Source organism: Pseudomonas sp. 14P5.3.2, from assembly GCF_057799175.1.
Window position 1 is genome coordinate 1 of sequence record NZ_JBYOKU010000061.1, and the last position, 22145, is coordinate 22145.

The following is a 22145-nucleotide window of genomic DNA, read 5'->3' on the forward strand; positions in this document are numbered from 1 at the left end:
TTGTTGGGGGGGGGGCTGTATCGGTTTCCATCTATGGTGACTGACACCCCGCTTTCGCGAGCAAGCCCGCTCCCACAATTGGATCGTGTTTCAGGCAGGGATTGCTTGCTCCAGTGCCACACCGGCCCCCACCAGCCCGGAATACGGCGCCGTCACCAGCCACACCGGGATGCCCTTGAAGTAATCGCTCATGCAGCCCTTGTCGGCGAAGCTGCGGGCGAAACCGCTGTTGACGAAGAAGTCGGCAAAGCGCGGAATCACCCCGCCTACGATGTACACGCCGCCACGACCACCGGTGGTCAGCACGTTGTTGCCCGCCACACGACCGAGCCAGCAGCAGAACTGCTCCAGTACTTCCAGGGCAATCGGGTCACCGGCCAGACCGGCTGCGGTGATTGCTTCCGGCGTATCAAGCTTCGGTTCATGTCCGTCCACTGCGCAGATCGAGCGGTAGACTCGCGGCAAACCGCCGCCGCTCAATGCAGTTTCTGCGCTGACATGACCAATTTCGTTGTGGATATGCTGCCAGAGCTGGGTTTCACGCGGACTGCTCAGCGGCAGGTCAACATGACCGCCCTCCCCCGGCAACGCGGCAAACCGCCCTTCGCCCAGATCGAGCAAGGTGCCAACGCCCAGGCCAGTGCCTGGACCGATCACCACCGCCGGGCGCAACGGCTCAGGCGTGCCTTCGCAGACCACGCGGAATTCGCCGGGCTGCAAACGGGTCATTCCCAACGCCATCGCCGAGAAGTCGTTGATCAGCAGCAGTTGCTCGACCTGCAAGGTCTTGCAGAATGCCGTGCGGCTCAGGCGCCAGTGGTTGTTGGTGAACTTGAATTCATCACCACTCACCGGCCCAGCCACCGACAGGCACACCGAACCGATCGAACCCGGCGCCAGACCGAGGCCGCTCAGGTAGAGGCTGATCGCCTCTTCCGGGCTGGCGTGGTCGGCTGTCGCCAGCACCTGAACCGATTCCAGTTGCTGGTTTTTCCACAACGCGAACCGCGCGTTGGTGCCTCCGATATCACCGACCAAAGCCAGTTTCAATTAAGCGTCTCCAGGGCAGAAGTGAAGGCGCTGGCGCCCTGCTCCGCCGAGCTGAAGGCCAAACGCATGAAGCCAAACAGTTCGCGACCGCTGCCGATGTTGTTGCCCAACAGGCCTTTGGCAGGTTCACGCGCTGCAAATTCGGCGGCGTCGACCTTGAGTTCCAAAGTGCCTTTGACGCCATCGACGCGGATGATATCGCCCTCTTGCACCCGCGCCAAAGCACCACCGACATAAGCTTCGGGGCTGACGTGAATCGCCGCCGGGATTTTCCCCGATGCGCCGGACATGCGCCCGTCGGTGACCAGCGCAACTTTGAAGCCGCGATCCTGCAGCACGCCGAGGAACGGCGTCATCTTGTGCAGTTCCGGCATGCCGTTGGAGCGCGGGCCCTGGAAGCGCATGACCGCGACAAAATCCTTCTCCAGCAGACCGGCCTTGAACGCATCCGCCAAGTCCTGCTGATCCTGGAACACCATGGCCGGTGCTTCGACGATCTGGTTTTCCAACGCCACGGCGGAAACCTTCATCACCCCGCGACCAAGGTTGCCTTCCATCACCCGCAGACCGCCCTCCGGCGAGAATGCGCGGGCGACCGGGCGCAGGATGTTTTCGTCGAGGCTTTCGATCGGGCCTTCGCGCCACACCAACTCACCGTTATCGAGGAACGGCTCTTTGGTGTAGCGGCTCAGACCGTGGCCAAGCACGGTGTTGACGTCTTCGTGCAGCAGGCCCGCTTCAAGCAGCTCACGGATCAGGAACGACATACCGCCAGCGGCCTGGAAGTGGTTGATGTCGGCTTTGCCGTTCGGGTAGACGTGGCTCAGGGTCGGCACGACTTCGGAGAGGTCGGCCATGTCCTGCCAGGTCAGCTGGATGCCAGCGGCCATGGCGATGGCCGGCATGTGCAAGGTGTGGTTGGTCGAGCCACCGGTGGCGTGCAGCGCGACGATCGAGTTGACCAGTGCCTTCTCGTCGACGATTTCGCCGATCGGCATGAAGTTGCCGTTCTGCTTGGTCAGACGTGTGACCTGATGCGCGGCTTCGCGGGTCAGGGCATCACGCAGCGGGGTGTTCGGATTGACGAAAGACGCGCCCGGCAAGTGCAGGCCCATGACTTCCATCAGCAACTGGTTGGTGTTGGCGGTTCCGTAGAAGGTGCAAGTGCCCGGACTGTGGTAGGACTTCATCTCCGATTCCAGCAACTCTTCGCGGGTTGCCTTGCCTTCGGCGTACTTCTGCCGCACGTCGGCTTTTTCCTTGTTGGAAATCCCCGAGACCATCGGCCCGCCCGGAACGAAAATCGTCGGCAGATGGCCGAAACGCAGGGAGCCCATCATCAGGCCCGGCACAATCTTGTCGCAGATGCCGAGCATCAGCGCGCCGTCGAACATGTTGTGCGACAGCGCCACCGCCGTGGACATGGCGATCACTTCGCGGCTCGGCAGGCTCAGCTCCATGCCCGGCTCGCCCTGGGTCACGCCATCGCACATCGCTGGCGTACCGCCGGCGAACTGGCCGACCGAACCGATTTCGCGCAAGGCGTTTTTGATCTGCTGGGGAAAGACTTCGTACGGCTGGTGCGCCGAGAGCATGTCGTTATACGAAGAAACGATGGCGATGTTCGCCGAGTTCATCATCCGCAAGCTGTGCTTGTCTTCGCTGCCACACCCGGCCACGCCGTGGGCGAAGTTGGCGCATTGCAGCTTGCCGCGCATCGGCCCGTCAGTCGCGGCGCCGCGAATCAGTGCAAGGTAAGCCTGACGCGTGGCGCGGCTGCGGGCGATAAGCCGTTCGGTGACCTCAAGAACGCGGGGATGCATGTGTAGAACTCCAGGCTAACGGATGTGGCGACCTGATTGTCTATGCTGATCAAACGCCGTTGTTGTTGGAATGACAGACGGTTTTTTTGACCATTCGGACCAGTTGATTCAGGTCACTCGTTGTAGATAAAACAAAATATTGCCACTAAAAAGGCTTGTTTTCTATTTTTATGCGAATAATCTTGTAATTCCAACAACAAAACGACGGCGGCGCTGTTCAATGACTCTTCGAATCGCAATCAATGGTTTTGGCCGCATCGGCCGTAATGTCCTGCGCGCACTGTATACCCAAGGCTATCGACAGGATTTGCAGATCGTCGCCATCAATGATCTGGGCGACAGCTCGATCAATGCCCATCTGCTCAAATACGACACCGTTCACGGCACATTCGACGCCGAAGTGGCCCATGACAATGAGAGCCTGACGGTCAATGGCGACCGTATTGCGGTCAGCGCGATTCGCAACCCGGCCGACCTGCCGTGGGCCGCGGAAAAAATTGATGTGGTGTTCGAATGCACCGGTCTGTTCACCGACCGTGCCAAAGCCGCCGCGCATCTTACTGCCGGCGCACGCAAAGTCATCATCTCGGCCCCGGCCAAGGGCGCCGACGCCACCGTCGTTTACGGCGTCAACCACGACATTCTGCGCCAGTCGCACCAGATCATCTCCAACGCTTCGTGCACCACCAACTGCCTGGCGCCAGTGGCGCAGGTGCTGCACCGCGAGTTGGGTATTGAAAGCGGTTTGATGACCACGATTCATGCCTACACCAACGATCAGAACCTCACCGACGTCTACCACACCGACCCGTACCGTGCGCGTTCGGCCACGCAGAACATGATCCCGAGCAAGACCGGCGCCGCCGAAGCGGTAGGCCTGGTGCTGCCGGAACTGGCGGGCAAACTGACCGGCATGGCCGTGCGGGTGCCGGTGATCAATGTGTCGCTGGTGGACCTGACGGTGCAGCTGAAGAAGGAAGCCACGGCCGAGGAAGTCAACGCACTGATGAAGGCTGCCAGCCAGCACTCGAAAATTCTCGGTTACAACACGTTGCCGCTGGTTTCCAGCGACTTCAACCACAACCCGTTGTCGTCGATCTTCGACGCCAACCACACCAAAGTCAGCGGCAAACTGCTGAAGGTGCTGGCGTGGTACGACAATGAGTGGGGCTTCTCCAACCGCATGCTGGATAACTGCCTGGCGCTCTGCAACGCCGAATAATCCCCTATCCGTGTGGGAGCGAGCTTGCTCGCGAAAGCGGTGGGTCAGTCGCAAGTTGAATTGCCTGACACTACGCCTTCGCGAGCAAGCTCGCTCCCACAAGGTTTTTCGTTGTATTCAAAATCAGGGCTTGACCACTCGACTAGATGATAAGCATTATCATTCGCTCGAAATGGATCAGGTTCCCCCGTGAGTCAATCGCGCTTCAATCATGTCTTTCTCTCTCAGCGCACGTCCCTGCTGCGCACGATCGAGCGCATGGTCAACAACCACAGCACCGCCGAAGACCTGTTGCAGGAAACCTACCTGCGCGTGACGCGGGCGTTGAGCGAGCGCGCCATCGATCACCTTGAACCCTTCGTGTTTCAGACCGCGCGCAATCTGGCGCTGGATCACCTGCGCGCGCGCAAGATCCATTCGCGGACCATGGTCGATGACGTGCCGCAGGACGTGGTGCACAGTGTCGCCGCCCCCGCCAGCAGCGCCGAAGACGCCGCCCACGCCGAACAATTGCTGGAGCGCCTGAACGTGAGCCTCAGTCAACTCAGCCCGCGTCAGCAGCAGATTTTCATCCTCAGCCGCCTGCACGGGCACAGCTACCAGGAAATCGCCGACGAGCTGAATGTGTCCCTCAGCACCGTGCAGAAGGAACTCAAGCTGATCATGTCGATCTGCATCGGTGTCGCCGAGCGCTTGAATGGCGCCTGAGGTTGCAGGCGATTTCAGTCAGCAGCATCGACTGCACTGATCATCGGGCTTTGCTACCCTTGCCCGACTTTTACGCTTCACTAAAAAAACAGCCGTGCACAGACACTGCCGAGGACACACCGTGACGGACACCCACCGCCCGCCTTCGCCTGCAACGGCGCAGGACGCCGCCCGTGCAATGGACCAGGCTCTGGACTGGCTCATCGTGCTGGGCAGTGCGGACGAAGAGCAGACCCGGCAATTTCACGCATGGCTGGCGGCCGATCCGTTGAATGCCGAGGCGTTCGCCAAGGCTCAGGCGATCTGGGACGGACCGCAAGTAGTGCAGTGTGCGCAGAGTCTCGCGGCGAAGCCGGCGAAAGTCACGTTGCTCAAACGTCTGCGTCCGCACTGGAAACCGTTGGCGACTGCTGCGGTGCTGGTGCTCGGTCTGTTCAGTTTCAGCAACCTGCCGATGCGCCTTCAGGCCGATCATCTGACCGTGGTCGGCGAGCGTCAGCGCCTGCAGCTGGAGGACGGTTCCAAGGTGCTGCTCAACACCAACTCGGCATTCTCCAGCACCATCAACGAGCGCCAGCGCGTGGCGCGACTGTATCAGGGCGAAGCGTTTTTCGAGGTAGCGGCCAACCGGGCTCAGCCGCTGGAAATCGATGCCGGCCCGGTGCAGGCCAGCGTGCGCGACACCGCGTTCGCCGTGCGCTATCTGGACGGCGTGGCGCAGGTCAATGTGCAACGCGGCGATGTCGATCTGCGCGCCACGCACAACGATGCGCGAGTGCGTTTGAGCGCAGGCGAAAGCATCCGTATCGGCCCCAACGGTTTTGATCGTCCGGGCAAGCTCGATGTCGCGACCGACCTGGCCTGGGTCCAGGGCCGTCTGGTGTTCGAGAACTGCCCGTTGAATCAGGTGCTGGCCGAACTGCGCCGCTACTACCCGGGCTGGATCATCAACACCAACGAACAGTTGGCCGACGTCAACGTCACCGGCAATTACCGTCTCGACCAGCCGCTGGACGTGGTGCGCTCCCTCGCCCACATCACCTCGGCGCGCCTGCAGGAATTCCCCGCGCTGGTGATCCTGAACTAAATGAGAATTATTTTTACTCGATAGCGAAAGCCCGTTCGTCTCGTTATAGCCAATGCAATTGATTCGCATCTTCGGAGGCGAATCAGCACCTATAAAGATTCGTGCGACACGGAGCGCTATCGATGTCCTCTCGCCTTACCCGCCAGACTGCTTCCCCTTCCCGCGTATTGTCGTTGCTGACAGCCGCCATCCTCATGGCCGGCACTGCACCGCTGATGGCTGCCACCGAACAACCGGCGCGCAACATGGGTGATTATTCGTTCTCGATCGGCCAGCAACCGCTGGTGTCGGCGCTCAATGCCTTCACCACTGTCACCGGTTGGCAGGTCGGCTTGCCGGCAGAATTGGGTCAGGGCGTATCGTCGCCGGGTGTGCGCGGTTCGCTGCCGCCGGAAAAAGCCCTGGAGCGCCTGTTGGTGGGGACCAACCTGAGCTTCCGCAAGCTGAGCAACAACAACTTGGTGCTGGAGAAGCGCAACAACAGCGGCGCGCTCAATCTGGATCAGGTGACCATCAGCGCCACCCGCCAGGAACAGTCGGTCAGCAGCGTGCCGGCCACCGTCACCGTGCAGACCCGCCAGGATCTGGATCGCAACAACGTCAACACCATCAAGGATCTGGTGCGCTACGAGCCGGGCGTGTCGGTCGGCGGCGCCGGCCAGCGTGGCGGTATCAGCGGCTACAACATCCGTGGCATCGACGGCGACCGCATCCTGACGCAGGTTGACGGCGTCGAAGTGCCGGACGGTTTCTTCAATGGCCCGTACGCCAAGACCCAGCGCAATTACGTCGACCCGGAAATCGTCAAACGCGTGGAAATCCTCCGTGGCCCGGCCTCGGTGCTGTACGGCAGCAACGCCATCGGCGGCGCCGTCAGCTACTACACCCTCGACCCGGACGACATCATCAAGCCCGGCAAAGACGTCGGCGCTCGCCTCAAAACCGGTTACAGCTCCGCCGATGAGAGCTGGCTGAAATCCGCCACCGTCGCTGGTCGTGCCGAGCAGTTCGACGGCTTGCTGCACTTCAGCCAGCGCGACGGTCACGAAACCGACTCCTACGGCAGCAACAACGGCACTGGCCTTGAGCGCACTGCCGCCAACCCGGAAGACGTCAAAGCCACCAACGTCCTGGCGAAGATCGGCTGGAACTACAACGAAGGTTCGCGCCTGGGCCTGACCTACGAGAAATTCAAGGACGATCGCGACACCGATCAGAAAAGCGCCTACGGCGGCCCGTACTTCAATGGCGCGCCGACCATTCCCAACAGTGTGCTGCCCGGCGGCATGTACCAGTGGCGTACCGGCAACGACACCATCACCCGCGAGCGTTTCGGCCTGGAGCACAGCTTCGCCCTCGACAGCCTGCTGGCCGATAACGTGAAGTGGAGCCTCAACCACCAGATCGCCAAGACTGACCAGAGCACCGAAGAGTTCTACTACCCGATGACCCGTAAAGTGCTGCGCACCCGCGACACGATCTACGAGGAAAAACAGTGGGTATTCGATGCGCAGCTGGACAAGGCCTTCGCCATCGGTGACACCGATCACGTGCTGACCTACGGCACCACGATCAAACAGCAGAAAGTCACCGGTTCGCGCAGCGGCGACGGCAAGTGCCTGGCGGTTGGCCGTGGCTGCACCGCCATCGGCGCCACCAGCGCGGCGGATGTGCTGAAAAAATCCAGCGACTTCCCGGACCCGACCATCAACACCTACAGCCTGTTCGCCCAGGATCAGATCAGCTGGAACAAGTGGACCTTCCTGCCGGGCCTGCGCTACGACTACACCCAGCTCAAGCCGCACGTCACCCAGGAGTTCCTCAACACCGTGGCCGCCGACGGCAACGGCACGGTCAGCGACGAGAACAAGACCTGGCACAAAGTCTCGCCCAAGTTCGGCCTGACCTATGCCCTGACCGATAACTACACCTGGTACGGCCAATACGCCGAAGGGTTCCGCACGCCGACCGCGAAAGCGCTGTACGGGCGCTTCGAAAACAGCACCACCGGCTACAACGTGGCGCCGAACCCGAACCTGGAACCGGAAAAAAGCAAAAGCTATGAAACCGGTCTGCGCGGCAACTTCGAGCAAGGCTCGTTCGACGTGGCGGTGTTCTATAACAAGTACCGCGATTTCATCAACGAAGACGCCGTCACCCCCGGCTACGACGAGCTGACCTTCCAGTCGAGCAACATCAAGCACGCGACCATCAAGGGCGCCGAAGTCAAAGGTCGTCTGAACCTCGATGCGTTCGGTGCGCCGCAAGGCCTCTACACCCAGGGCTCGATCGCTTACGCCTACGGTCGCAACAACGACAACGGCGAACCGCTCAACAGCGTCAATCCGCTGACCGGCGTGTTCGGCCTGGGTTACGACCAGGACAACTACGGTGGCCTGCTGAGCTGGACCGTGGTGAAGAAAAAAGATCGCGTCGACGACAGCAACTTCAAGTCGCCGGATGGCGTCAGCAGCCAGTTCAAGACCCCGGGCTTCGGCATTCTCGATCTGGCCGGCTACTACAAAGTCACCGACGACGTCACCGTCAGCGGCGGCATCTACAACCTGACCGACAAGAAATACTGGCTGTGGGATGACGTGCGCGGTTACGACAGCGTCGGCGAAGCCTCTGTAACGCAACCGGCCAACCTTGATCGTCTGACCCAACCGGGCCGCAACTTCGCGATCAATCTGGTCTGGGACATCTGATCCGGACGGCCCTGCGACGCGCATTGTTCAGCGCATCGCAGGGCTTTTTTTACGGTTTGGCACCTGCCCGTTCGTCTCGTTATCAAGCGCCTCTTTATCAAGGACACCCCATGACCACATCGGAAAAAGCCCTGCGTTCACAACGCCTGAACCAGATCACCCACGAGCCGCACAGCAAGCTCGACGCCCTGGTCAAGGCCCACGCGCCGTTCGAAACCCGCGCCAACTTCGCGCGTTTCGTGGTCGCGCAATACCTGTTCCAGTCGGAACTGGTAGACCTGTACAACGACGCCGAACTGGCTGCCATCGTCCCGGATCTGCCGGCCCGATGCCGCGCCGAAGCGGCCAAGGCTGACCTGGCGGATCTGGACACCGACATCCCGGCACCGGTGGCCGGTGCGCTGAAAAACCCGAGCAAGGCCCGCGCCCTCGGCTGGATCTTCGTCTCCGAAGGTTCGAAGCTCGGCGCCGCGTTCCTGATCAAACGCGCGGTGGCGCTGGACCTCAGCGAAACCTTCGGCGCCCGTCACCTGGGCGAGCCGGAAGGGGGTCGTGCCGAAGGCTGGAAAAGCTTCGTGCGCACCCTCGACTCGCTGCAGTTCACTGCCGAGGAAGAAGCCGAAGTCGAGCAAGGCGCGATCGACGCGTTCAACCGCTTCACCGTGCTGCTGGAACAGGCTTACGCGACCGAAGCCGAACCGGCCTGATACACCGCAAATTCCCCTTGTAGGAGCGGGCTTGCTCGCGAATGCGCTGTGTCAGTCACCTGATATGTCACTGACACAGCGCATTCGCGAGCAAGCCCGCTCCCACATGGGAACAGCGCTAGCCTGTAGAATCCCCCGTTTCGCCTCACAGCAATCCCGAGCCCATGCCGCAACCCGCCTCGTCAAAACTCGCCCGCCTGCTGTTCGGCCTGCTGGCCTATGTCAGCCTCGGCATTGGCCTGATCGCCATCGTCGTGCCCGGCCTGCCGACCACCGAGTTCATCCTGCTCGCCGCCTGGGCCGCGACTCGCAGCTCGCCGCGCCTGAGTGCCTGGCTGGAAAACCATCGGCTGTTCGGGCCGATCCTGAGCAACTGGCGCAACGGCAAGATCATCGCGCGCAAGGCCAAGGTCAGCGCCACCGTCAGCATGCTGCTGTGCGCGACGCTGATGCTGGTGATGCTCGATCACGGCTGGCCGGTGTATCTGGCCATTGCCGGGATGAGTCTGGGCAATCTGTGGATCTGGTCACGCCCGGAAGCGATCCCCTCCTCCTGACTCACAGATCCCCCTGTGGCGAGGGAGCTTGCTCCCGCTCGGCGGCGAAGCCGTCGCAACACCTCCGCATGCGGTGAGTCGGTAAGCATGCTGGGGAGCGCTGCGCACTCCAGCGGGAGCAAGCTCCCTCGCCACAATAGCCTCATCATCACCAGCTCCCCGGCGGTCATCCGGCTGAAACTTCCCTGTAATTAATCGCCTTTTCGGCACAATCCCCTGCGCAAACGTTTAGCGCTGACCGTTCGTCGGCAAGCGCCTCATGCGCCCTCGCTGCGCGCCGATGAGCAATGCATGGCGCTGAATGGATTTGGCGAACCGGGTAGTTCATCCCGTGGCCACCTGCTCATTCATTCACGAGATCGCCCCATGTTCGACTCTCTCTCCATTCGCCTGAAAATCGTCCTGCTCTCCGGTCTGTGCCTGCTCGGTGTGGTTGCGCTGATCGTCGGCATAAACATTTACCAGACCAACCAGAACGACGAAGTGGTCAGCGACTCCAGCAGCAAGATGCTCACCGCGAGTGTGCAGAACCTGTTGCAGGCCAAGGCGGCCGAGCAGGCGGTGCGAGTGCAGAAGACCTTTGGCGAAAGCCTGACGGTGATCACCGCCCTGGCCGACCAGATCAAGGACATGCGCGTGATGGCCGCCAAGCGGTCGCTGGAGGCCGGGGCCCTGCGTGAAGAGTTGAATCAGAGCCTGAAAACCGCGTTCGAGCGCAACGACAAGGTGCTCGGCATCTGGCTCGCTTTCGAACCCAACGGCCTCGATGGCAAGGACAGCGAATTCGTCAACGATGCGGCGCGCCAGTCCAACGAAGCCGGGCGTTTTGCGACCTACTGGAGCCGCGCCGCCGGCTCGGCGCTGAACACGATCATGGTCGAAGAAGACATGACCAAGACCACCCTCAGCGTCAGCGGCACGCCATACAACAGCTGGTACACCTGCCCTCGCGACAACAAGCGCACCTGCCTGCTCGACCCATACGCCGACACCGTCGGGACCAAGGAAATGTTGATGACCACCATTTCCGTGCCGTTGATCGTCGACGGCAAGGCCATCGGCGTGGTCGGCGTCGACATCGCCCTCGATGCCCTGCAAGCGGCGGCGCTCGACTCGCAGCGCGACCTGTTCAACGGCGCCGGGCACATGCTGATCGTCTCCGGCAGCGGCGTGCTCGGTGCGGACAGTTCCGATGCGAAGAAAGTCGGCAAACAAATCAGCGAAACGCTCGGTGCCGAAGGCAAGGATGTCCTGCAACTGGTCAGCAGCGGCACGCCGAAAATTCTCGAACAGGGCGACCTGATTCGCGCCGTGTACCCGGTCGATCCGATTGGTAACTCGCGGGCCTGGGGCGTGGTCATCGACCTGCCGAAACAGGTGCTGCTGGCCGACTCGGTCAAGCTGCAAGCGGTGCTCGACGATGCGCAGAAAACCGGGGTGATCACCGCGTTGCTGGTGGCGGTAGTCGCTGGTCTGATTGGCCTGCTGCTGATCTGGCTCACCGCGTCGGGCGTGACCCGGCCGATCAACAGCGTTGCTGAAATGCTGAAGAACATCGCCAGCGGTGAAGGCGACCTGACCCAGCGCCTGAACTACAGCAAGAAAGATGAACTGGGCGAACTGGTGAACTGGTTCAACCGCTTCCTCGACAAGCTGCAACCGACCATCGCCCAGATCAAACAGAGCATCACCGAAGCGCGTGGCACTGCTGATCAGTCCTCGGAAATCGCCCGCCAGACCAGCGAAGGCATGCAGGTGCAGTTCCGCGAAATCGATCAGGTCGCCACCGCGTCCAACGAAATGAGCGCCACCGCGCATGACGTCGCCAACAGCGCGTCGAACGCGGCCAACGCCGCCAAGGGTGCCGATCAGTCGGCCAAGGACGGCATGTCGATCATCGAGCGCAGCACCCGCGACATCAATCAACTGGCCGATGAAGTCAGCAAAGCGGTGACCGAAGTCGAAGCGCTGGCGGTCAACAGCGAGCAGATCGGTTCGGTGCTGGAAGTCATCCGCAGCATCGCCGAACAGACCAACCTGCTGGCGCTCAACGCCGCCATCGAAGCGGCCCGCGCCGGGGAAAGCGGGCGTGGTTTCGCGGTGGTAGCCGACGAGGTGCGCAACCTCGCCAAGCGCACTCAGGATTCGGTGGAAGAAATCCGCATCGTCATCGAACGCATCCAGACCGGCACCCGTGGCGTGGTCGCGACCATGCATTCGAGCCAGACCCAGGCGCACAACAACGCCGGGCAGATCCGGCAGGCGGTGGACGCACTGGGCAAGATCAGCGATGCGGTGACGGTGATCAGCGACATGAACCTGCAGATCGCCAGCGCCGCCGAACAGCAGAGCGCGGTGGCCGAAGAGGTCAATCGCAACGTTTCGGCGATTCGCACCGTGACTGAAACACTGACTGAGCAGGCGACTGAGTCGGCGGCGATCAGCAGTCAGTTGAATGCGTTGGCCAGTCAACAGATGAAGCTGATGGATCAGTTCCGCGTTTAACGCCACACCGTTGAGCCCTGTGGGAGCGAGCTTGCTCGCGAATGCGGTCTACCATTCAATGATGATGCTGAATGTGATGACCTCTTCGCGAGCAAGCTCGCTCCCACAGGGTAAGTATTCACCCGCTGGCGTTTTCATCTGCCCCGACATTTTTTTGCACTATCATCGCCCTCTCTCCCGGAGGGCCTTCGATGACTGATTTACTCACGTCCATTCAAGCCGCACTCGGCTTGCCCAAAACGCCGATTCCGTTCACCAACAGCGGCGCCCTGCCCTCGGCGTTCGCCGTCACCGACCTGGCCTGCGCGAGCATCGCCGCTGCCGCTCAGGCCGTCAGCGAACTGCTCCGGCAACAGACCGGGCACTTGCCCGCCGTGGAAGTAGACCGGCGTCTGGCCTCGTTCTGGTTCGCTTCTTCCATCCGCCCCATGGGCTGGGAGTTACCGCCGCTGTGGGACCCGATCGCCGGCGACTACGCGACCCGCGACGGCTGGATCCGCCTGCACACCAACGCCCCGCATCACCGCGCCGCAGCCGAAAGCGTGCTCGGTGCCTGCGCCGATCGTGCAGCGATGGCGGCGAAAGTCGCGCAATGGAGCGGCGCCGATCTGGAGCAGGCGATAGTCGACGCCAAGGGCTGCGCCGCCGAAATGCGCAGTTGGGCGCAGTGGCAGCAACACCCGCAGGGGCTGGCAGTAAACGCCGAGCCGCTGGTGCACTTCAGTGCCGATCACCAACAGATCGCGCAACCCTGGGCAGGCTCAGTCGCGCAACCATTGGCCGGGCTCAAGGTGCTGGACCTGACCCGCGTGCTCGCTGGCCCCACCGCAAGCCGTTTTCTCGCCGGCCTCGGCGCCAATGTGCTGCGCATCGACCCGCCGAGCTGGAACGAGCCGGGCGTGGTGCCGGAAGTCACCCTGGGCAAACGTTGTGCGCGACTGGATCTGCAGCAACCGGCCGATCGTGCATTGTTCGAAAACCTGTTGAAAGACGCCGACATCCTCCTGCACGGCTACCGCGCCGATGCCCTGGAACATCTCGGCTTCGGCGCCGAACGCCGCCGACAACTGGCGCCGGGGCTGATCGACGTCAGCCTCAACGCCTATGGCTGGAGCGGCCCGTGGCACAACCGACGCGGCTTCGACAGCCTGGTGCAGATGAGCAGCGGCATCGCCGAAGCCGGGCAGCGCTGGAAACAGGCTGACAAACCGACGCCGTTGCCGGTGCAGGCGCTGGATCACGGCACCGGGTATTTGATGGCGGCGAGTGCGATCCGACTTTTGACCGAACGTTTAAGGACCGGTCAGGGTGGCTCTGCGCGCCTGTCGCTGGCGCGTACGGCCAAACTGTTGATCGAACAGGGGCCGGGGTCGAGCGATTCGTTGCGTGCTGAAGATGAGCAGGATCAAAGCCTGTCGCTGGAACAGACACCGTGGGGGCCAGCGCACCGCTTGCTGGCACCGGTGAAGATCAGCGGGACCCCGTTGCAATGGGCATTGCCGGCCACCGAATTGGGTTCACATCGCCCGCAATGGTGATGACCATTCGGGCCCTTTCGCGAGCAAGCCCGCTCCCACAGGTGAAATGCGTTCCCCTGTGGGAGCGGGCTTGCTCGCGAAGGCGGCTGCACCGACAACACTGATTCAGGCTCAATCCGCCCGACTCAAAGACGTCCACAACACCTGCGCCGCATACCCCCGACAGGGTCGCCAGACTTCGGCACGATCAGCCAATTCCCGCGCTGTCGGCCGCACACCTTCCAGCACTTCCAGCGCCCGCAGCAACCCGACATCGCCATGAGGAAAGCCATCCATATCGCGCAACTGCCGCAGTGCGATGTACTGCGCCGTCCACTCGCCAATCCCGTGCAACGCCAACAGCCGTGCCACCCCGCCCTCGCGTCCCGGCGCGAACAACAGCGGATCATCGAGTAGCGCCTGCGCCACGCCCGATAACGTTCGCCCGCGACTTTTCGGCATGCCCAGCGCCGCCAGATCTGCCGTCGCCAACACACCCGCCTGAGGGAAAACATGACTCAAACCCGGCAGCGCCGAGCGTAACGGCGCACCATATTGCGCCACAAGTTTGCCCGCCAAGCGAATCGCTGCCACCACGGTAATCTGCTGACCGAGCACCGCGCGAAACGCCAGCTCCAGACCGTCCCACGCCCCCGGTACCCGCAGCCCCGGGCGCTCGGCGATCAATCGTGCCAGCAATGGATCTTTCGCCAGATGCCCTTGCATCACTGCCAGATCTGCGTCCAGATCAAACAGCCGGCGCAACCTTGCAACAATCTGCGGCAGCAGCGCCGGATCAGGAAAATCCAGTTCGACCTCCAGCGCATCGCCCGTGCCAGACCAAACCGAAACCGTGCCATGCACACCGTTCAAACCGATGCTGCGCGAATACACACCATCAGCCACGGTCTCCATCCCGACCACCGCCCGCGCTGCAAGAAAACCGAGCATAGCCTCCCAGTCATACGGCGGCTGATACGCAAGCCTCAACCTCACAACGCTAACAATCCGCTGTACAAGCCATAGGCCGCCAGCCCTGCACCAATCACCACACAAGTAAAAATGCCCTTCTCGACATGAGTGAACAGCGGCTCGCCCTGCTCATGCTTGGCCTTGGCAAACAGCACCACCCCCGGTGCATACAGCAGCGCCGACAGCAGCAAATACTTCACTCCGCCGGCATACAACAACCACACCGCGTAACACAGGGCGATGCCGCCAATCAGCAAGTCCTTGGTGCGTTCGGCCGAGGCATGTTCATAGGTTTCGCCGCGCCCGCTGAGCAACACCGCATACGCCGCCGACCACAGATACGGCACCAGAATCATCGACGAAGCGAGGTAGATCAGGCTGGTGTAGGTGCCGGCAGAAAACAGTGTGATCAGCAGGAATAGCTGAATCATCACGTTGGTCAGCCATAGCGCATTGACCGGCACATGGTTGGCGTTTTCCTTTTTCAGGAACGCCGGCATGGTCTTGTCCCGGGCCGTGGCGAACAGGATTTCGGCGCAGAGCAGCGCCCATGACAGCAATGCGCCGAGCAGCGACACCGCCAGACCGAGGCTGATCAGCAGCGCGCCCCACGGCCCGACGATGTGTTCCAGCACCGCCGCCAGCGACGGGTTTTGCAACCTGGCCAATTCGGGCTGGCTCATGATCCCCAGCGACAGCACGTTGACCAGCACCAGCAGCGCCAGCACCCCGAGGAAACCGATCACCGTGGCGCGCCCGACATCGGTGCGTTTCTCCGCCCGCGCCGAATAGACGCTGGCGCCCTCGATGCCGATAAACACGAACACCGTCACCAGCATCATGTTGCGCACCTGATCCATCACCCCGCCAAAGCTCGGGTTGCTGCGGCCCCAGATGTCGCGGGTGAAGATATCGGCCTTGAATGCCACCGCCGCGATGACGATGAACATGATCAGCGGCACGATCTTGGCGACCGTGGTCACCTGATTGATGAACGCCGCCTCCTTGATCCCGCGCATCACCAGAAAATGCACGGCCCACAACAGCACCGACGCACAGCCGATGGCAACCGGCGTATTGCCTTGGCCGAATACCGGAAAGAAGTAACCGAGGGTGCTGAACAACAGGACGAAATAACCGACGTTGCCCAGCCAGGCGCTGATCCAGTAACCCCACGCCGACGAAAACCCCATGTAATCGCCAAACCCGGCCTTGGCGTAGGCATAGACCCCGGAATCCAGCTCGGGCTTGCGGTTGGCCAGGGTCTGGAACACGAACGCCAGGGTCAGCATGCCGATAGCGGTGATGCCCCAGCCGATCAGGATCGCTCCGGCATCGGCGCGGGCGGCCATGTTCTGCGGCAAGGAAAAAATCCCGCCACCAATCATCGAACCCACCACCAGGGCGATCAACGCACCCAGTCGCAGCTTTTGCGTCGGTTGCGACATTCTTGTCTCCCTTCATTCATTTGTAACAACTATTAACTAAACGCCTAATACCACACGACGTTTATCAGGTAATACCGAGAAATACCCATTTATATATAGCGACTGAAGCTAACGCCTAGCACGCTAAGACAGTTTTGTGCGCGAATCCTAATAAATCAATTCTGTACTGAAAACAGATGGCGAAAATTTGCCAAAAGCTGAAAAAGAACTAGCGTGTTAATTCGAAAGTAATAAGAGCAATTCCCAACCACATCAGGCAAAAGCCTCTAGGACGGGCTTTCCAGGCGATAGCGTTATGCCTCCAGTTGTTTCATAAGTCATTCATTAACAATGGAATGTGGCCATGCACTGATCTATGTCAGCTGATTGAACAGACAACAGATCTACGCTGTGAACTCTTCTCTCCTGCAATGGAGTCATGCAATGTCTGAAGCTCCCGGAAAACTACGACTAGGTGCACTGGTTGCCTTGGTAGTCGGTTCAATGATCGGTGGCGGGATATTCTCCTTGCCACAAAACATGGCCGCCAGCGCCGACGTCGGCGCGGTACTGATTGGTTGGGCCATCACCGCTGTCGGCATGCTCACCCTCGCTTTTGTCTTTCAAACCCTCGCCAATCGCAAGCCTGACCTGGACGGCGGTGTCTACGCCTACGCCAAGGCCGGATTCGGCGACTACATGGGTTTCTCGTCCGCCTGGGGTTACTGGATCAGTGCCTGGCTGGGCAACGTCGGTTACTTCGTTCTGCTGTTCAGCACCCTCGGCTACTTTTTCCCGATATTTGGTGAAGGCAACACGGTGGCTGCGGTCATCGGCGCTTCAGTGCTGCTGTGGGCCGTGCACTTTCTGGTGCTGCGCGGGATCAAGGAGGCGGCGTTCATCAACCTGGTGACCACGGTCGCCAAGGTCGTGCCACTGCTGCTGTTCGTCCTGATCGCGATCTTCGCCTTCAAACTGGACATCTTCACCGCCGACATCTGGGGTGTGAAAAACCCGGATCTGGGCAGCGTGATGAACCAGGTGCGCAACATGATGCTGGTCACCGTGTGGGTGTTCATCGGCATCGAAGGCGCAAGCATTTTCTCGGCGCGGGCGGAAAAACGTTCCGACGTCGGCAAGGCCACCGTCATCGGTTTCATCACCGTGTTGCTGTTCCTGGTGCTGGTCAACGTGCTGTCGCTGGGCATCATGACTCAGCCGGAACTGGCCAAACTGCAGAACCCGTCGATGGCCGCCGTGCTTGAGCACGTGGTCGGTCACTGGGGCGCGGTGCTGATCAGCGTCGGCCTGATCATCTCGCTGCTGGGCGCGCTGCTGTCGTGGGTGCTGCTGTGTGCGGAGATCATGTTCGCCGCCGCCAAAGACCACACCATGCCGGAGTTTTTGCGCCGCGAGAACGCCAACCACGTACCGGTCAACGCCCTGTGGCTGACCAACGCGATGGTCCAGCTGTTCTTGATCATCACCCTGTTTTCAGCCAGCACTTACCTGTCGCTGATCTACCTCGCCACCTCGATGATTCTGGTGCCGTATCTGTGGTCGGCGGCCTATGCCCTGCTGCTGGCGGTGCGCGGCGAAACCTACGAAGGCTTCGCAGCCGAGCGGCGCAAGGATCTGATCATCGGCGGCATCGCGCTGATCTACGCGGTGTGGCTGCTGTATGCCGGCGGGGTCAAGTATCTGCTGCTCTCGGCCCTGCTCTACGCACCCGGCGCAATCCTGTTCGCCAAGGCCAAGCTCGAACTCAAACAAGCTGTTTTCACCAACGTCGAGAAGCTGATTTTCGCCGCGGTGGTCATTGGTGCCCTGGTGGCAGCCTACGGCCTCTACGACGGCTTCCTGACTCTGTAACACCTGATTGATTGGTTATCTGGAGGATCTGAAATGACCACGGAAAAAGTTAAGTACGGCGTCCATTCCGAAGCCGGCAAACTGCGCAAAGTCATGGTTTGCTCCCCAGGTCTGGCCCACCAGCGCCTGACCCCGAACAACTGCGATGAACTGCTGTTCGACGACGTGCTGTGGGTCGCCCAGGCCAAGCGCGACCACTTCGACTTCGTGACCAAGATGCGTGAACGCGGGATCGACGTGCTGGAAATGCACAACCTGCTGACCGATATCGTCGCCAACCCCGAAGCGCTGGACTGGATTCTTGATCGCAAGGTGACCGCCGACTCGGTAGGCCTGGGCCTGATCAGCGAAGTGAAGTCCTGGCTGAAAAGCCTTGAGCCACGACACATCGCCGAATTTCTGATTGGCGGCGTGTCCGCCGAGGATCTGCCGGACAGCTTCGGCGGCAAGACCATCCAGATGTTCCGCGACTTCCTCGGCCACTCCAGCTTCATCCTGCCGCCGCTGCCGAACACCCAGTTCACCCGCGACACCACTTGCTGGATCTACGGTGGCGTGACGCTGAACCCGATGTACTGGCCGGCGCGTCGTCAGGAAACCCTGCTGGCCACCGCCATCTACAAATTCCACCCGCAGTTCACCAACGCCGACTTCGAGATCTGGTACGGCGACCCGGACAAGGATCACGGCAGCTCGACCCTTGAGGGCGGCGACGTGATGCCAATCGGCAACGGCGTGGTGTTGATCGGCATGGGCGAGCGCTCTTCTCGCCAGGCCATCGGCCAACTGGCGCTGAACCTGTTCAAGAACAAAGCGGTGGAAAAAGTCATCGTCGCCGGCCTGCCGAAGTCCCGTGCAGCGATGCACCTGGACACCGTGTTCAGCTTCTGCGACCGCGACCTGGTGACGATCTTCCCGGAAGTGGTGAACCAGATCGTCGCGTTCACCCTGCGGCCTGACGAAAGCAAACAGGGCGGCATCGACATTCGCCGCGAAGAAACCAACTTCCTCGACACCGTGGCCAAAGCCCTCAACCTGCCGAAGCTGCGCGTGGTGGAAACCGGCGGCAACAGCTTCGCCGCCGAACGCGAGCAATGGGACGACGGCAACAACGTGGTGGCCGTGGAACCGGGCGTGGTCATCGGCTACGACCGCAACACCTACACCAACACCCTGCTGCGCAAGGCAGGCGTGGAGGTCATCACCATCAGCGCCGGCGAACTCGGCCGTGGCCGTGGCGGCGGCCACTGCATGACCTGCCCGATCGTGCGTGACCCAATCGATTACTAAACCTCTGAGCCCTGGCCGCGACTTACAAAGCGCGGCCAGGGGATAACCGACACCGAAGGAGATCCATCATGGCTTTTAATATCCACAACCGTAACCTGCTCAGCCTGGAACACCACACCCCACGTGAGCTGCGTTACCTGCTCGACCTGTCCCGCGATCTGAAACGCGCGAAATACACCGGCACCGAGCAGCAACACCTGAAGGGCAACAACATCGCCCTGATCTTCGAAAAAACCTCGACCCGCACCCGTTGCGCATTCGAAGTGGCGGCCTACGACCAGGGCGCCAACGTCACCTACATCGACCCGAATTCCTCGCAGATCGGTCACAAGGAAAGCATGAAAGACACGGCCCGCGTGCTGGGTCGCATGTACGACGCCATCGAATACCGTGGCTTCAAACAGGAAATCGTCGAAGAGCTGGCGAAGTTCGCCGGGGTGCCGGTGTTCAACGGCCTGACCGATGAATATCACCCAACACAAATGATCGCCGACGTGCTGACCATGCGTGAGCACGCCGACAAGCCGATCCACGAAATCAGCTACGCCTACCTCGGCGACGCGCGCAACAACATGGGCAACTCGCTGCTGCTGGTCGGCGCCAAGCTCGGCATGGACGTGCGTATCTGCGCGCCGAAAGCCCTGTGGCCGCATGACGATCTGGTCGATCGCTGCAAGAAATACGCGGAAGAATCCGGCGCCCGCATCACCCTGACCGAGGATCCGAAAGCCGCGGTCAAAGGCGTCGACTTCATCCACACCGACGTCTGGGTGTCGATGGGCGAACCGGTCGAGGCATGGGCCGAGCGTATCCAGCAGCTGCTGCCGTACCAGGTCAACAAAGAGCTGATGAAGGCCACCGGAAACCCACGCACCAAGTTCATGCACTGCCTGCCGGCGTTCCACAACAGCGATACCAAGGTCGGCAAACAGATCGCCGAGCAGTATCCGCACCTGGCCAACGGCATCGAAGTGACCGACGACGTGTTCGAGTCGCCAGCCTGCATCGCCTTCGAGCAAGCGGAAAACCGCATGCACACGATCAAGGCGATCCTGGTCTCGACCCTGGCTGATCTGTAATCGAAATAGCTCTCACTGACGGAACCAAATCCAAATGTGGGAGCGGGCTTGCTCGCGAAGAGGCCGTGTCAGGCGACATCAAAGGAGCCTGACACACCGCCTTCGGGAGCAAGCCCCCTCCCACAGGGGATTCCGGTTCCGACAGGGAGACCGAGTCGTTAGCCATTTCTCTGCTGAAAAGGATTGCACCATGCGTATCGTCGTAGCTCTGGGCGGTAACGCCCTGCTCCGTCGTGGCGAGCCGATGACCGCTGACAACCAGCGCGCCAACATCCGCATCGCCACCGAGCAAATCGCCAAGATCCATCCCGGCAACCAACTGGTCATCGCCCACGGTAATGGCCCACAAGTCGGCCTGCTGTCGTTGCAGGCGGCGGCCTACACCTCCGTCACCCCCTACCCGCTGGACGTGCTCGGTGCCGAAACCGAAGGCATGATCGGCTACATCATCGAACAGGAACTGGGCAACCTGCTGGACTTTGAAGTGCCGTTTGCCACCCTGCTGACCCAGGTTGAAGTCGACGCCAAGGACCCGGCCTTCCAGAACCCGAGCAAGCCGATCGGCCCGGTCTACGACAAAGCCGAAGCGGAAAAACTCGCCGCCGAGAAAGGCTGGGCGATTGCCCCGGACGGCGACAAATTCCGTCGAGTGGTGGCCAGTCCACGGCCGAAACGCATCTTCGAGATCCGTCCGATCAAGTGGCTGCTGGACAAGGGCAGCATCGTCATCTGCGCTGGCGGCGGCGGGATTCCGACCATGTACGACGAGCATCGCAACCTCAAGGGCATCGAGGCGGTGATCGACAAGGACCTGTGCTCGTCGCTGCTCGCCGAGCAACTGGACGCCGACTTGCTGGTCATCGCCACCGACGTCAACGCGGCGTTCATCGACTACGGCAAGCCGACACAGAAAGCCATCGCCGAAGCGCACCCGGACGAACTGGAACGCCTGGGTTTCGCCGCCGGCTCCATGGGGCCGAAGGTGCAGGCAGCCTGCGAATTCGCGCGCCATACTGGCAAGGTCGCGGTCATCGGTTCGCTCGCGGACATCGAAGCGATCGTCCAGGGCACCGCTGGTACGCGCGTCAGCACGGCGAAGCCGGGCATCAGCTATCGATAACTAGAAACTCCGAGGGCAGGCTTAGGGTCTGCCCTTCTCCCATGCCTTGAAAGGAGAAACCCATGGCCATATTCGAACCGGGTCATTTGCACATCGAGCGGCACGCGTTGAACAAGGACGATGTCAGTTACGACCTGTGCCTCGACTACCAAGTGTTCACCGATCCCAAAGAAGGCAAAGGGATGCAGTTCACCTTGCACGGCAGCATTCAGGGCAAGGACATGAAGGAAACCTTCTTTCTGCCCAAGGACCAGGCCTACAACTTCGCCAGGGACGTGACCAGGATTGTCGAGAAATACGGCATTCCCAAGACCCACAGCAGCATCGGCTCGCAGCACAAGCATTACGATCTGATGTTCGAAGACGTGCGGGTGCAGTTGAATATGAAGTCAGGCGATCCGGTCAAACCGGAACACCTCGAATAACCCGAACACAGCACATTTCCCCTGTGGGAGCGGGGGTGGTGGGGGGGGGGGGGGGGGAGGGAAAAAACAACTCGAA

The 22145-nt window shown here is 61.1% G+C and carries 17 protein-coding genes and 1 pseudogene; 14 read left to right on the forward strand and 4 right to left on the reverse strand.

Annotated features, from left to right (window positions below):
- Window positions 1-90 precede the first annotated feature (90 nt).
- Together AC27VU_RS28325 and edd are read right to left on the reverse strand one after the other, a co-directional pair.
- The gene (locus AC27VU_RS28325; RefSeq protein ID WP_488725367.1) at window positions 91-1050 is read right to left on the reverse strand and encodes a glucokinase; all 960 of its coding nucleotides are present in this window, start codon (window positions 1048-1050) and stop codon (window positions 91-93) included.
- On the reverse strand, window positions 1047-2873 hold the full coding sequence (gene edd / locus AC27VU_RS28330; protein ID WP_003227464.1) for a phosphogluconate dehydratase: 1827 nt from the start codon (window positions 2871-2873) through the stop codon (window positions 1047-1049). The genes AC27VU_RS28325 and edd overlap by 4 nt, the downstream gene beginning before the upstream one ends.
- A gap of 220 nt (window positions 2874-3093) precedes the next feature.
- On the opposite strand from edd, the gene gap reads away from it, so the two are divergent.
- The 9 genes and pseudogenes from gap (at window position 3094) to AC27VU_RS28375 (ending at window position 13905) form a co-directional block, all read left to right on the forward strand.
- Window positions 3094-4095: a type I glyceraldehyde-3-phosphate dehydrogenase gene (gene gap, locus AC27VU_RS28335; protein WP_488725368.1), complete on the forward strand. Its 1002-nt coding sequence runs from the start codon at window positions 3094-3096 to the stop codon at window positions 4093-4095.
- A gap of 189 nt (window positions 4096-4284) precedes the next feature.
- Window positions 4285-4803, forward strand: coding sequence for an RNA polymerase sigma factor (locus AC27VU_RS28340; protein ID WP_041068631.1), 519 nt, complete (start codon window positions 4285-4287; stop codon window positions 4801-4803).
- 121 nt (window positions 4804-4924) lie between these two features.
- Entirely contained in the window at window positions 4925-5890 is a 966-nt protein-coding gene (locus tag AC27VU_RS28345; protein WP_488725369.1) for a FecR family protein, read from the forward strand.
- A gap of 122 nt (window positions 5891-6012) precedes the next feature.
- Window positions 6013-8598, forward strand: coding sequence for a TonB-dependent receptor (locus tag AC27VU_RS28350; RefSeq protein WP_488725370.1), 2586 nt, complete (start codon window positions 6013-6015; stop codon window positions 8596-8598).
- A 110-nt stretch (window positions 8599-8708) separates the two neighbouring features.
- The gene (locus AC27VU_RS28355) at window positions 8709-9305 is read left to right on the forward strand and encodes a biliverdin-producing heme oxygenase (protein ID WP_103521244.1); all 597 of its coding nucleotides are present in this window, start codon (window positions 8709-8711) and stop codon (window positions 9303-9305) included.
- Window positions 9306-9469: 164 nt separating this feature from the next.
- Entirely contained in the window at window positions 9470-9862 is a 393-nt protein-coding gene (locus tag AC27VU_RS28360) for a YbaN family protein (RefSeq protein ID WP_488725371.1), read from the forward strand.
- A 639-nt stretch (window positions 9863-10501) separates the two neighbouring features.
- A pseudogene (locus AC27VU_RS28365) lies at window positions 10502-11509 on the forward strand (methyl-accepting chemotaxis protein); the annotation flags it as partial.
- A gap of 102 nt (window positions 11510-11611) precedes the next feature.
- Window positions 11612-12367 (forward strand): methyl-accepting chemotaxis protein, encoded by a 756-nt coding sequence (locus AC27VU_RS28370; RefSeq protein ID WP_400507418.1) that lies wholly within the window; start codon window positions 11612-11614, stop codon window positions 12365-12367.
- A gap of 191 nt (window positions 12368-12558) precedes the next feature.
- Entirely contained in the window at window positions 12559-13905 is a 1347-nt protein-coding gene (locus tag AC27VU_RS28375; protein ID WP_488725372.1) for a CoA transferase, read from the forward strand.
- A 111-nt stretch (window positions 13906-14016) separates the two neighbouring features.
- On the opposite strand, the gene AC27VU_RS28380 is transcribed toward AC27VU_RS28375, so the two are convergent.
- Window positions 14017-14880 (reverse strand): DNA-3-methyladenine glycosylase family protein, encoded by an 864-nt coding sequence (locus AC27VU_RS28380; protein ID WP_488725373.1) that lies wholly within the window; start codon window positions 14878-14880, stop codon window positions 14017-14019.
- On the reverse strand, window positions 14877-16304 hold the full coding sequence (arcD, locus tag AC27VU_RS28385) for an arginine-ornithine antiporter (RefSeq protein WP_103486275.1): 1428 nt from the start codon (window positions 16302-16304) through the stop codon (window positions 14877-14879). The genes AC27VU_RS28380 and arcD (AC27VU_RS28385) overlap by 4 nt, the downstream gene beginning before the upstream one ends.
- Window positions 16305-16727: 423 nt before the next feature.
- Here arcD (AC27VU_RS28385) and arcD (AC27VU_RS28390) point away from each other — a divergent pair, with 423 nt between their 5' ends.
- The 5 genes from arcD (AC27VU_RS28390) (at window position 16728) to AC27VU_RS28410 (ending at window position 22069) form a co-directional block, all read left to right on the forward strand.
- The gene (gene arcD / locus AC27VU_RS28390; protein ID WP_103486276.1) at window positions 16728-18155 is read left to right on the forward strand and encodes an arginine-ornithine antiporter; all 1428 of its coding nucleotides are present in this window, start codon (window positions 16728-16730) and stop codon (window positions 18153-18155) included.
- 33 nt (window positions 18156-18188) lie between these two features.
- Window positions 18189-19445: an arginine deiminase gene (arcA, locus tag AC27VU_RS28395; protein WP_226499537.1), complete on the forward strand. Its 1257-nt coding sequence runs from the start codon at window positions 18189-18191 to the stop codon at window positions 19443-19445.
- Window positions 19446-19513: 68 nt separating this feature from the next.
- A complete protein-coding gene (locus tag AC27VU_RS28400; RefSeq protein WP_003227481.1) occupies window positions 19514-20524 on the forward strand; it encodes an ornithine carbamoyltransferase in 1011 nt (336 codons plus the stop codon).
- Between the two features lie 190 nt (window positions 20525-20714).
- Entirely contained in the window at window positions 20715-21644 is a 930-nt protein-coding gene (gene arcC, locus AC27VU_RS28405) for a carbamate kinase (protein ID WP_488725374.1), read from the forward strand.
- A gap of 62 nt (window positions 21645-21706) precedes the next feature.
- Window positions 21707-22069: a DUF5064 family protein gene (locus tag AC27VU_RS28410; RefSeq protein WP_003227485.1), complete on the forward strand. Its 363-nt coding sequence runs from the start codon at window positions 21707-21709 to the stop codon at window positions 22067-22069.
- Window positions 22070-22145 lie beyond the last annotated feature (76 nt).

What these genes read in the sequence shown, in the direction of transcription:
- edd (WP_003227464.1), bottom strand. Translation starts at nt 2,873, where the DNA reads ATGCATCCCCGCGTTCTTGAGGTCACCGAACGGCTTATCGCCCGCAGC.
- gap (WP_488725368.1), top strand. Translation starts at nt 3,094, where the DNA reads ATGACTCTTCGAATCGCAATCAATGGTTTTGGCCGCATCGGCCGTAAT.
- AC27VU_RS28350 (WP_488725370.1), top strand. Translation starts at nt 6,013, where the DNA reads ATGTCCTCTCGCCTTACCCGCCAGACTGCTTCCCCTTCCCGCGTATTG.
- AC27VU_RS28355 (WP_103521244.1), top strand. Translation starts at nt 8,709, where the DNA reads ATGACCACATCGGAAAAAGCCCTGCGTTCACAACGCCTGAACCAGATC.
- AC27VU_RS28360 (WP_488725371.1), top strand. Translation starts at nt 9,470, where the DNA reads ATGCCGCAACCCGCCTCGTCAAAACTCGCCCGCCTGCTGTTCGGCCTG.
- AC27VU_RS28370 (WP_400507418.1), top strand. Translation starts at nt 11,612, where the DNA reads ATGCAGGTGCAGTTCCGCGAAATCGATCAGGTCGCCACCGCGTCCAAC.
- AC27VU_RS28375 (WP_488725372.1), top strand. Translation starts at nt 12,559, where the DNA reads ATGACTGATTTACTCACGTCCATTCAAGCCGCACTCGGCTTGCCCAAA.
- arcD (WP_103486275.1), bottom strand. Translation starts at nt 16,304, where the DNA reads ATGTCGCAACCGACGCAAAAGCTGCGACTGGGTGCGTTGATCGCCCTG.
- arcD (WP_103486276.1), top strand. Translation starts at nt 16,728, where the DNA reads ATGTCTGAAGCTCCCGGAAAACTACGACTAGGTGCACTGGTTGCCTTG.
- arcA (WP_226499537.1), top strand. Translation starts at nt 18,189, where the DNA reads ATGACCACGGAAAAAGTTAAGTACGGCGTCCATTCCGAAGCCGGCAAA.
- AC27VU_RS28400 (WP_003227481.1), top strand. Translation starts at nt 19,514, where the DNA reads ATGGCTTTTAATATCCACAACCGTAACCTGCTCAGCCTGGAACACCAC.
- arcC (WP_488725374.1), top strand. Translation starts at nt 20,715, where the DNA reads ATGCGTATCGTCGTAGCTCTGGGCGGTAACGCCCTGCTCCGTCGTGGC.
- AC27VU_RS28410 (WP_003227485.1), top strand. Translation starts at nt 21,707, where the DNA reads ATGGCCATATTCGAACCGGGTCATTTGCACATCGAGCGGCACGCGTTG.